Below are 11,181 nucleotides of genomic sequence, written 5' to 3' on the forward strand. Positions count from 1 at the left end.
GCCCTCAAACACTGGAAATTCTCGCCATGACCGAAACCCGTTCCACCTGCCCGTACTGCGGCGTCGGCTGCGGCGTGATCATCCAGTCCGAGGGGGCTCAGATCACCGGCGTGCGCGGCGACCCGGACCACCCCGCCAACTTCGGTCGCCTGTGCAGCAAGGGCAACAGCCTGCACCTGACCGCCGCTGCTGCGCTGGCCCCGCAGACCCGCTTGCTGCAGCCGCTGCAGCGCGCCCAGCGCGGTGCCACGCCCCAGCCCCTGGCCTGGGATGCGGCGCTTCATCTCGCCGCCACCCGCATCGCTGATACCGTGCAGCAGCACGGCCCGGATGCCGTGGCCATCTACGCCAGCGGCCAGTTGCTGACCGAGGACTACTACGTCTTCAACAAGCTGACCAAGGGCCTGCTCGGCACCAACAACCTGGACACCAACTCGCGCCTGTGCATGAGCAGCGCCGTCGCCGGCTACAAGGCCACGCTGGGGGCCGACGCGCCCCCGGCCTGCTACGACGACCTGCAGCACGCGGGTTGCCTGTTCATCACCGGCAGCAACACGGCCTGGGCCCACCCCGTGCTGTTTCGGCGCATCGAGGACGCCAAGGCCGCCAATCCGGCGCTCAAGATCATCGTCGCCGACCCGCGCCGCACCGAGACCGCCGAGATCGCCGACCTGTTCCTGCCCCTGCAGCCCGGCAGCGATGTGCGCCTGTTCCACGGCATGCTGCACGCCATGCTGTGGGAAGGCTGGATCGACAGCGGCTACATCGAACGCCACACCTGCGGCTTCGATGCCCTCAAGGCCCTGGTGCGCGAAGCCACGCCCGAGCGTGTGGCGCGCGACTGCGGCCTGAGCGCGGCGGATCTGCTGCAGGCCGCACGCTGGTTTGCGCTGGGCGGTGCGGCCACCGACGGGCTGCAGCGTGCGCCCACGCTCAGCCTGTACTGCCAGGGCCTGAACCAGAGCAGCAGCGGCACGGCCAAGAACGCCGCGCTGATCAACCTTCACCTGGCCACGGGCCAGATCGGCAAGCCGGGCGCCGGCCCGCTGTCGCTGACCGGCCAGCCCAATGCCATGGGCGGGCGCGAAGTGGGCGGCATGGCCAACCTGCTCAGCGCCCACCGCGACCTGGCCAACCCCGATCACCGGGCCGAGGTGGCCACCCTGTGGGGCGTGGACGATGTGCCCGCCCAGCCCGGCAAGACCGCCATCGAACTGTTTGAGGCTGCGGCCGACGGCCAGATCAAGACCCTGTGGATCGCCTGCACCAACCCCGCCCACAGCCTGCCGGACCAGGCCACCGTGCGCCGCGCACTGCAGCGCACGGAGTTCGTGATCCTGCAGGACGCCTTCGCCACCACGGCCACCGCCGCCTACGCCGACCTGCTGCTGCCCGCCACCACCTGGGGCGAGAAGCTGGGCACCGTCACCAACAGCGAACGCCGCATCTCCCGCGTGCGCGCCGCCGTGCCCCCGCTGGGCCAGGCCCGGCACGACTGGCAGATTGCCGCGCAGATCGCCCAGCGCCTGGAGGCCCGCCTGCGCCCCGGTCGGCCCAGCCTGTTTGCCTATGACACCCAGCACGCCGAGCTGGGCGCCGAGCAGATCTGGAACGAGCACCGCGCCAGCACCCGTGGGCGCGACCTGGACATCACCGGCCTGTCCTGGGCACTGCTGGACCGCGCCGGCCCGCAGCAGTGGCCGCTGCCCGAAGGCGCGCAGCAAGGCCAGGCCCGCCTGTATGCCGAGGGCATCTTCCCCACGGCCGATGGCCGCGCCCGCTTTGCCGCCCAGCCCTGGCAGCCCGTGGCCGAACCGCGCAGCGCGCGCTTTCCCTTCAGCCTGAACACCGGCCGCCTGCGCGACCAATGGCATGGCATGAGCCGCACCGGCCAGTTGGCCCGCCTGATGGCCCACGCGCCCGAACCCGTGCTGCAGATGCACCCGCAGGACATGGAGCGCCAGCGCCTGCAGCCCGGCCAGCTGGTCGCCGTGCGCAGCCGCCACGGCCAGCTGGTCGTGCCGCTGCAGGCCGATGCCGGCCTGGGCCTGTCCCAGGTCTACCTGCCCATGCACTGGGGCAGCGAATACCTGGGCGGGTGCAGCCGCGACGGCCAGGCCGTGGGCGGCGTGAACGCCGTGACCACGCCGGCGTTCTGCCCCCAGTCGAAGCAGCCGGAACTCAAGCACGCCGCCGTCAGCGTGCAGGCGGTGGAGCTGCCCTGGCAATTGCTGGCTGCGGCCTGGCTGCCCGAGGAACGCCTGCTGGCCGTGCGCCAGGCCCTGGCCGCGCTGCTGCCGCAGTGGGACTTTGCCAGCTGCGTGCCGTTTGCCGCGCCGGGGGCGCCCAGCAGCCCCGCACGCCAGGGGGTGCTGCTGCGCGCAGCCAGCGCCACGCCACCCGATGCGGCCCTGGTGCAGCAGGTCCATGCCCTGCTGGGCCTGGAAGGGGCCGAAGTGCTGCGCTATGCCGATGCCCAGCGCCAGCACCGCCGCAGCCTGGTGCTGCAGCATGCGCAGCAGCAAACCTGGCTGCAGGCCCTGGTGCTGTGCGGCCCCTCCGATGCCGGGCACTGGCTGCTGCCGCTGCTGCACAGCGCGCAGCCGCTGTCTCTGCCGGGCCACGCCCTGCTGCGCCCGCAGGCGCCGCCCGCCCAGGGCCTGCCCGCTGCGCCCGCCGCCCTGGTCTGCACCTGCCTGGGCGTGAACGAACAGGCCATCACCCAGGCCCTGGACAGCGGCCTGCACTCCGTGCCCCAATTGCAGGACACGCTGCGCTGCGGCACCGAATGCGGCTCCTGCCTGCCACGGCTGCGCCAGATGGTGCAGCAGCACGCGACCCACAGCGCCTGAACGGAGGTCTTGCCATGCCCATCAGCCACTACCTCAAGGAAATCGGCCGCGGTGCGCGCGGCGCCAAGGCCCTGGACCGCCACCAGGCCCAGGACCTGTTCGGCCAGGTGCTGGACGGCCAGGTCGGCGACCTGGAGGTCGGCGCCTTCTGCATCGCCATGCGCATCAAGGGCGAGACCGCCGAGGAGATGTGCGGCTTTCTGGATGCCGTGCACGCCCGTCTGCACACCGTGCCGGCCGGCCCCCAGCCCGTGGTGGTGCTGCCCAGCTACAACGGCGCGCGGCGGCTGCCGGTGCTCACGCCGCTGCTGGCCCTGCTGCTGGCGCGTGAAGGGCTGCCCGTGCTGCTGCACGGCATGCGCACCGAGGCCCGGCGCGTGCTGGCCTCGGACGTGCTTGAGGCCCTGGGCATGGCGGCCCAGACCACGCCCGGCGCCGTGGCGCCCGGCCAGGTGGCCCACATCGCCACCGACCTGCTGCACCCCGGGCTGGCCCGCCTGCTGGCCACGCGCGCCGTCATCGGCCTGCGCAACCCGGGCCACAGCGTGGTCAAGCTGATGAACCCCTGCGCCGGTCCAGCCCTGATCGTCAGCAGCTACACCCACCCCGAGTACCTGGACACGCTGCGGGCCACCTGCGAGGGCCTGGGCCTGTACGCCCTGCTGTCGCGCGGGCTGGAGGGCGAGGTCGTGGCCGACCCGCGCCGCCTGCCGCGCTACGACGGCTTCGTGGCCGGCGTACACCAGGTGCTGGATGAGCAACAGCCCGGTACGGCCAGCGCCATCGACGGCCTGCCCACCGCCATCGACGTGGCCAGCACCGCCGACTACACGCGCCAGGTGCTGGCAGGAAGCCTTCCTGTCCCCGAGGCCATTGCCCGGCAGGTCGCGCACATCTGCCAGCTGGCGCGCCAAATTCCCCCAGGAGAACAGCCATGAGCACCGATGCCACCTTCACCCTGCCCGCCACCGGCCGCTGCACCCTGGTGGGGGCCGGCCCCGGCGATCCGGAGCTGCTGACCCTCAAGGCCCTGAAAGCCATCCAGGCCGCCACCGTGCTGCTGGTGGACGACCTGGTGTCGCCCGCCATCGTCGCCCATGCCGCGCCCACGGCCCGCATCATCGACGTGGGCAAGCGCGGCGGCTGCAAGAGCACGCCCCAGGCCTTCATCGAAAAACTCATGCTGCTGGCCGTGCGCGAGGGCGAGAACGTGGTGCGCCTCAAGGGGGGCGACCCCTTCATCTTTGGCCGGGGCGGTGAGGAGGTGGAACACCTGCGTGCCGCCGGGGTCGAGGTGCAGGTGATCAACGGCATCACCGCCGGCCTGGCCGGCCTGACCGCCCTGGGCGCCCCGCTGACACACCGCGACCACGCCCACGGCGTGGTATTCATCACCGGCCACGCCAAGCCCGGCGACGCCGGCACCGACTGGCGCCAGCTGGCCACCACGGCCCAGGCCGCTAAGCTGACCCTGGTGGTCTACATGGGCGTCAGTGGCGCGGCCGACATGGCGCAGGAACTGCAGGCCGGCGGCCTGCCCGGCGACACCCCGGCGGCCATCATCCAGCACGCCAGCCTGCCCCAGCAGCGCCACGCCATCACCACCCTGGCGCAACTGCCCGCCACCCTGGCGGACGAGGCCCTGGGCAGCCCCAGCGTGCTGGTGATCGGTGATGTGGTGCGCGGCGTGGCCGCCTGGGCGCTGCCCGCGGACGCGATGCAGACCGTGGCGCAGCGCCGCTGCGGTGGATGCTGAGCCCGGGAGGACGTCCGGGCGCACCCCTTAGAAGAGCGCGCCCTACGCCTGTTACAGCCTTCATGACCAGAACGCTGCGATGGATGCAGCGGGCATTGGGCGTGACAACCTGGGCCGGCGACCACCGATTCCTCCCGGAATTGCAATCCTGCACGCTACCAAAACTCAAGCACTCCGCGCTGACTGCATCAGCACCGGGCGGTCAAAACGCTTGAAAGACTGGCCCGTGTTGATCCGGCAGGCAGGCCGGAACAACCCGGCCTGTGCCGGCCAAGCGCCGGCCGGCTAACGCGCGGGGGCTGTGCCCACCATCTGGCAGGCCACCCAGCCGCGCAGGCTGTTGATGAAGGCCCACTGCTGCACCCGGTGCAGGTCGTCGCGGTGGATCACGCCTTCCACCACCCGGCCCTCGGCCAGTGCCACCTGGCGACCCACGCCGTTGAGCAGGCCGCAGGCCAGTGCCGGCGTGACCCACTGCCCGTCGATCAAGGCGGCCACATTGCCACGCGTGCCTTCGGTGATTTCACCGTCCTCGTTCCACAGGATGGTGTCAAAGATGTGGGTGTCCTTGGGGGCCCAGCGCTCGTAGTGCGCGCGGCGCGTGGTCTTGAAGCGCACGAATTCGCCGTGCGCCTCGGCCAGCGGCTCGGGCGCCAGCTGCAGATAGGCCTGCGGCGGTGACGGCGGGCAGACCACCGCCTGGCTGGCATACAGGCCATCGCGGCCCAGTTGCAGGCGCACGCGCCACAGGCCGCTGGGGTGGGTGTCCTGCACCTGCTGCAGGGTCAGCTGCAGGGCGGCCTCGCTCCAGGGATAGCCAAAGTGCGCCGCCGCGGCCTGCATGCGCTGCAGGTGCAGGTCCAGGTGGCGAAAGCGCCCGTCCTCCAGCGCCAGGGTTTCGATCAGGTCGAACGCCCTGCTCACTCGCTCCACAAAGGCGCGCTTGGCGCGCCACTCGGCCCATTCGCCGGGCTCGGTGGCATCGGCGGTGATGCCGCTGCCGATGCCGCAGCGCAGCGCACGGCCCTGCACCACCACCGTGCGGATCGGCACATTGAAGGTGGCACGAAGGCCACCGGCCCCATCGGGCCGCACCACACCCAGGGCGCCGCAGTACCAGCCGCGCGGCGCGGGCTCCAGCTGGGCGATGGCGGCCATGGCCGAGCGCTTGGGCGCCCCGGTGACCGAGCCGCAGGGGAACAGCGCGGTGAACACCTCGCGCAGGCCGGTGCCCCGGGGCAGACGGGCGCGCACATCGGAGGTCATCTGCCAGACGCTGGGCAGGGCCTGCACGGCAAACAGCTGCGGCACCTCGACCGAGCCGACCTCGGCGATCTGCCCCAGGTCGTTGCGCAGCAGGTCCACGATCATCACGTTCTCGGCCCGCTCCTTGGCCGCGGTCTGCAGGTGCTGCGCCTGGGCCGCATCCTGCTGCGGCGTGGCGCCGCGCGCGGCCGTGCCCTTCATCGGGCGGGTCAGGATGGGGCCGCTGCCCGTGGCGGGCTGGTGCCAGTCGAAAAACAACTCGGGCGAGACCGAGGCCACCTGCTCGCCGCCCATGTCCAGGTACAGCGCATAGCCGCCGGGCTGTGCCTGCTGCAGCGCGGCAAACAGCGCCGCGCCCTCCACAGGGCGTGCGGCCTCGGCGCGCAACTGCTGGGTGTAGTTGATCTGGTAGTACTGGCCGGTGGCAATGCCGGCATGGATGGCCTGCAGACCGGCAGCAAAGGCGGCGCGGTCCAGGTCGGGCAGCCAGTCCAGCGTCGGCAGGCTGGCCGCATCTGCAGGCGTGGCCGGGGCATCGGCCTGCGGTGCGGGGTAGACGGCAAACCAGGCCAGCGGACCCTCCTCGGCCGGGGCTGTGTCCAGCTCGGGGCGCAGGCCGCTGGCGGCTTCATAGCGCAGGCCGCCCACGCACCAGTGGCCCTCGCGCGCGGCCTGTTCCACCCGTTCCAGCAGCGGCCCCACCTCGGCCAGGAGGTGGGCCTGCAGCACGCGCAACGGGGCCTGCAAGCGGGCCTGCAGGCGGGCGGTATCGCCCTGCAAGGGCTGGCCCAGGTCGATCTGGGCCGGGAACGAAAAATGCGCACTCATGCGGCGAAGCATAGCGGCCCGGCTGCTGGCCCGGCCGTCGGCATGGAAATACACCACAAAATAGCCTTTAGCCCTTGCTATGCCTGCGCAGACAGCTATCAACTTTCATGCACCGAGCCGGACCGTGGCGCCACGACGCCGGGAAGCAAGGGCACCCGCCGCCTGGGCGGCGCCCCTGCCCGGCCCACACCGGGGCATGCCACACACCTGCCTGCCAACTTGGCGGGCCCCACACGGCCGGCCGCCGTGGACGGCACCGGCGATGCGGGCAGGCCCTGGCCCCACCCGCGGGGCGAGGTGGCCGGCCTACTTGCGCACGTGCCGCGCCAGGCGGCTGGGCACATAGCGGTCGGCCTGGATGTCGGGCGTGAGCCCGTGCGTGAAGGTCTGCGGGGTGATCTCCAGAAAGTCCTGGTTGCGCAGCTCCCACGCGGCCTTCAGGCGGGCAAACACCTCGGGCTGGCGCTCGCGCAGGTTGGCGCGCTCGCGCGGGTCATCCACCACGTGGAACAGGAATTCGTGCTCGTTGATCTTCAGGTACTTCCAGTCGCCATCGCGCAGCGCCCGCTGCGACTGCGACTTGTAGCGCCAGAACAGCTGGCGGGCGTGCACGGGCTGCTGCCCCTGCAGCACCGGCAGCAGGTTCACGCCGTCGCTGGGGTACTGCCCATCCTCCGGAGCCTGGGCCGCGGCCAGCAGCGTGGGCAGCCAGTCCATGGTGGCCGTCACCTGGGTCTGCACCTGGGGCTGCAGGCGCGCCGGCCAGCGCAGCAAGGTGGGCACGCGCAGGCCGCCTTCCAGCAGCTCGGTCTTCTGGCCGACGAAGGGCCAGGTGTCCGAAAAGCGCTCGCCGCCGTTGTCGCTGGTGAAGACGACGATGGTGTTCTCGGCCTGGCCCGTGGCCTCCAGCGCGTGCAGCACCTGGCCCACGGCCGCGTCCAGGGCCTGGACGATCTCGCCATAGGTGCGCTGCGTGCCGCCGTCGTAGTGGAACAGGTCCTTGAGCTGGCGCGACACTGCCTCGTCGTGCGGCCCTTCCCAGGGCCAGTGCGGCGCCGTGAAGTGCAGCGACAGGAAAAAGGGGTTCGCTTGCGTCGCACGTTCGCGCACGTACTTCTCGGCCTCGTCGGCCAGCACATAGGTGTAGTAGCCGGTGCGCTCGACCGGCACCGTGCCCTCGTACAGGTCCGGCGCCAGGTCGTCGCCCACGCCGTTCTTGTGGGTGAAGTAGTCCACCACCCCACCCAGGTTGCCGAAGAAGCGGTCATAGCCGCTGTGCAGCGGGCCAAAGGCCGGCGGGCGGCCAAGGTGCCACTTACCGATCAGCGCCGTGTCGTAGCCCGCCGCCTTCAGCAGCGAGGGCAGCGTGGGGTGCTCCGGTGGCAGGCCGATGTTCGCGGCATTGCTGGGAATGGGTTCCTCCAGCCCTGCCGCCAGGCGGTACTGGTAGCGGCCGGTGATCAGCGCCAGCCGTGTGGCCGAGCAGACGGCCGAATTCGCATAGGCCTGGGTGAAGCGCACGCCTTCGCCGGCCAGCCGGTCCAGGTGCGGGGTGGTGTAGTTGCGCTGGCCGTAGACGCTCAGGTCGGCATAGCCCAGGTCGTCGGCCAGGATGAAGACGATGTTGGGCGCGGTGGTGGCAGTGCTCATGGTCGGCAGAGAGTGATCACAAAAAAGACGGGCGGCGCTCAGTCGGCCACAAAGCCGGAGGCGGCCAGGATGGGGCGCCACTTGGCGATGTCGGCCTGGCGCAGTTGCTCCAGCTCGTGGGGCTGGCTGTGCTGCGGCTCCAGCACCCAGTCGTGCATCAGCTGCTGCACCGGCTTTTCCTGCAGCACCTCGCCCAGGGCCTGGTTCAGGCGCTGGATGGTGGCGTCCGGCGTGCGGGCCGTCGTCCACAGGCTGTACCAGCCGCTGCCCTGCACCTCTGGGAAGCCCGATTCGGCAAAGGTGGGCACGTGGGGCAGTTGCTCCACGCGGTGCGTGGAGAACACCCCCAGCACCCGCAGCTTGCCGGCCTCGTGCTGCTTGAGCAGCTCCTGCACCGTGTTGATGCCGGCGCTGAGCTGGCCGCCGATCAGGTCGTTGATCATGGCGGTGCCGCCCTTGTAGGGCACGTGCAGGAAGTCCACGCCCGCGGCCTTGCCCAGCAGCAGGCCAAAGAAGTGCGGCAGGCTGCCCTGGCTGGGGCTGCCGTAGTTCGCCAGCTTGGGGTGGGCCTTGAGCCAGGCCACAAAGCCGGGGATGTCCTTGGCCGGGTGGCTGGCGGGCACCGCCAGGGCGAACTGGAAGTGCGCCACCAGGCCCACGGGCTTCATGTCCTTGCCCGGGTCATAGCCGGGGTTGCGGAACACCAGTTGCGACAGCACCGGGGTCACCAGCGGCGCCAGCAGCAAGGTGCTGCCGTCGGGCGGCGCCTGGCGCAGCGCATCCACCGCCAGCTTGCCGGCGGCGCCGGGCTTGTTCTCGACGATGTAGTTGCTGGCCTTGTGGCTGCGCTCGGTCAAGCGGTCGGCCAGCAGGCGGGCCACCAGATCGCCGCCGCCACCGGCGCCGAAGCCCACCAGGATGCGGCCGGTGGTGGCCGCTTGGGCGGGCACGGCCAGGGACGGCAGCAGGGCCGCGCCGGCGCAGGCCGCCAGCCCCTGGAGCCATTGGCGCCGGGGGAGCGACCCGCGGTCGGAAACCTGGGGGACGAGGGGTGCGAATCGGGAAGCCATGGCTGCTTTTTCATGCCTTTTTACATATAAGAAATCCAATCCTAAAAACCAAAACAGCGGTATCCAAACAAGTTTTCCAACTTAGTACATGCGAAATTCCTGCTTGACAGCGCCCGGCCTCCCGCAGCCAGCCACGCCAGGCCACAGCCATGCCCCGCCGCCACAGGTGGCGGCCGACTTTCAAGCAAAATCGTGGCTCTGCCCTTGTCCCACCAGCGCAGACCGCTATCAAGCTTGAGACCTGCCGGCGCTGAGCCACGCGCTGCTGCCCGGCGCCCTGGCGCGCCTGCATGCGGCCCACGGCCCGGTCGCCGTCAGCGTGGCCACGCAGGAGGGGCCGCTGCTGCAGGAGTGGATGGCCGCCCAGCGCTTCGACCTGGGGCTGACCGAGCTGGGCGAGGCCCCGCCCGGCACGCGGGTGCTGTCCCTGCCGGCCATGGACGAGGTGGCGGTGCTGCCGGCCCGCCACCCGCTGGTGGCCCGGCCGGTGCTGGCTGTGCAGGACTTTGCCGGCCAGCCCTTCATCAGCCTGGCGCGCGACGATCCGTACCGGCTGCAGATCGACGCGGTGTTCGCCGCCGCGGGCGTGGAGCGCCAACTGCTGCTGGAAACCCACAGCGCCGTGGCCGTCTGCGCCCTGGTGCAGCGCGGCCTGGGCGTGGCCATCGTCAACCCGCTGACGGCCCGCGCTTGCGCGGGCGCTGACATGGTGGTCAGACCTTTGGAGTTTGCGATTGCCTTCCAGGTGCATATGCTGCTGCCATTGCACCGACCCACCGCACCCGAGGTGGACTGGCTGGTGCAGGCACTGACACAGGAGGCGCAGCATGCTTTTTGAATTTGCCGATTCGGAAGTGGCCCAATGCACCTGGGCCGACGGGCGCCTGCAACTGCGGTTTTCGGCGGCCCGCATGATCGACGCCCAGGGCCTGGGCGCCGAGGGCGAGGAAGTCGTCTGGGCCCCGTTGCTGCTGACCCTGGAAGGGGTGGAACCCTGGGAGGCCCAGGAGCCCGGTGCCAGCCTGGGGCGCTTGCGCCAGGGCTTGGTGCTGCACCACAGCCAGCGCATCCAGCGCCTGCCCGTGCCTTGCGAGTTGCAGGGCGTGGTCACCATGGAGCTGGAGTTCGACCAGGGCACCGTGCTGCACGCACGCTGCCAGGGCCTGTCGCTGCACCCCCTGCAGGGCGCGGCGGTCGCGGCCTACCAGTGCTGATGCCGCAGCCCCATCGCCCGATCACGCGGTCGGTTGCGCGCGGGGCGCGAGCGCCCGTCAGGCCCTGACGTCCTGCCTTGGCTGCCGGGCTGTCTGCGCTTGGCCTGTGTATTTCCGTTGAAACCCTCCCACGCGGCGCTGCGCGCCCGGTCTCAATCGCCCGGCGGTGCCCGGCCTGCGGCCTGCAGGCGCTGGTGCAGGGCCATGGCCGCCTCGAAGGACTGCAGCAACTGCGCCCAGGCCGGGTGCCCGGCCTCCCAGGCATGCAGCCGGGCCAGTGCCAGGGCCGCGGCCTCGAAGCTGGACAGCTGGTCCGGGGCCTGCGCCTTGCGGATGGCGTAGCGCCCGGGTGGCAGGTCCTGCAGTGCCAGGCGCGGCAGCTGCTGCAGGCCGGGGTTGCGGTACAGCATCTTGCGGCTCTTGCGCCAGGTACCGTCCAGCACCACCAGCCGCAGCGCCTGCGGCTGCGCCAGCCAGTCCGGCGGCAGGGCGGGGGGCGGCTGCACGGGCAGCTGCGGATCGGGTGGGGTCGGCGGGTACAGCAG

General features: G+C 71.2%; 8 protein-coding genes and 1 pseudogene. 5 read left to right on the plus strand and 4 right to left on the minus strand.

Annotation, left to right across the window (positions count from 1 at the left end; all coding sequences use genetic code 11):
• The first annotated feature begins 26 nt into the window (after positions 1–26).
• Genes FYM52_RS12475 through cobA form a run of 3 tightly spaced genes read left to right on the plus strand, consistent with a single transcriptional unit; the run spans position 27 to position 4,608 of the window.
• Complete coding sequence (locus FYM52_RS12475; protein ID WP_154164329.1) at positions 27–2,852, plus strand: nitrate reductase; 2,826 nt, start codon at positions 27–29, stop codon at positions 2,850–2,852.
• A gap of 14 nt (positions 2,853–2,866) precedes the next feature.
• Positions 2,867–3,790 carry a DNA-binding protein YbiB gene (gene ybiB / locus FYM52_RS12480; protein ID WP_154164330.1) on the plus strand — a complete coding sequence of 308 codons (924 nt, stop codon included), beginning with the start codon at positions 2,867–2,869 and terminating at the stop codon, positions 3,788–3,790.
• Entirely contained in the window at positions 3,787–4,608 is an 822-nt protein-coding gene (cobA, locus tag FYM52_RS12485) for a uroporphyrinogen-III C-methyltransferase (RefSeq protein WP_154164331.1), read from the plus strand. The genes ybiB and cobA overlap by 4 nt, the downstream gene beginning before the upstream one ends.
• A 285-nt stretch (positions 4,609–4,893) precedes the next feature.
• Here the strand turns inward: cobA and FYM52_RS12490 are convergent, their stop codons facing one another.
• From FYM52_RS12490 to FYM52_RS12500, 3 genes are all read right to left on the minus strand, one after another.
• Complete coding sequence (locus FYM52_RS12490) at positions 4,894–6,702, minus strand: chorismate-binding protein (RefSeq protein ID WP_154164332.1); 1,809 nt, start codon at positions 6,700–6,702, stop codon at positions 4,894–4,896.
• Positions 6,703–7,008: 306 nt separating this feature from the next.
• On the minus strand, positions 7,009–8,352 hold the full coding sequence (locus FYM52_RS12495) for a sulfatase (RefSeq protein ID WP_154164333.1): 1,344 nt from the start codon (positions 8,350–8,352) through the stop codon (positions 7,009–7,011).
• A gap of 38 nt (positions 8,353–8,390) precedes the next feature.
• Positions 8,391–9,422 carry a tripartite tricarboxylate transporter substrate-binding protein gene (locus FYM52_RS12500; RefSeq protein ID WP_154164334.1) on the minus strand — a complete coding sequence of 344 codons (1,032 nt, stop codon included), beginning with the start codon at positions 9,420–9,422 and terminating at the stop codon, positions 8,391–8,393.
• 241 nt (positions 9,423–9,663) lie between these two features.
• Here FYM52_RS12500 and FYM52_RS12505 point away from each other — a divergent pair.
• Both FYM52_RS12505 and FYM52_RS12510 read left to right on the plus strand, forming a co-directional pair.
• Positions 9,664–10,260: pseudogene (locus FYM52_RS12505) on the plus strand (LysR substrate-binding domain-containing protein); the annotation flags it as partial.
• Positions 10,250–10,636: a hypothetical protein gene (locus tag FYM52_RS12510; RefSeq protein ID WP_042416779.1), complete on the plus strand. Its 387-nt coding sequence runs from the start codon at positions 10,250–10,252 to the stop codon at positions 10,634–10,636. The pseudogene FYM52_RS12505 and the gene FYM52_RS12510, both read left to right, overlap by 11 nt.
• 152 nt (positions 10,637–10,788) lie before the next feature.
• Here FYM52_RS12510 and FYM52_RS12515 read toward each other — a convergent pair.
• Positions 10,789–11,181, minus strand: a 393-nt coding sequence (locus FYM52_RS12515) for a DTW domain-containing protein (protein ID WP_154164335.1), incomplete at its 5' end; no start/stop codon positions are given.

The sequence above is a fragment of the Comamonas sp. CAH-2 genome, assembly GCF_009668305.1.
GTDB lineage: Bacteria > Pseudomonadota > Gammaproteobacteria > Burkholderiales > Burkholderiaceae_C > Comamonas > Comamonas aquatica.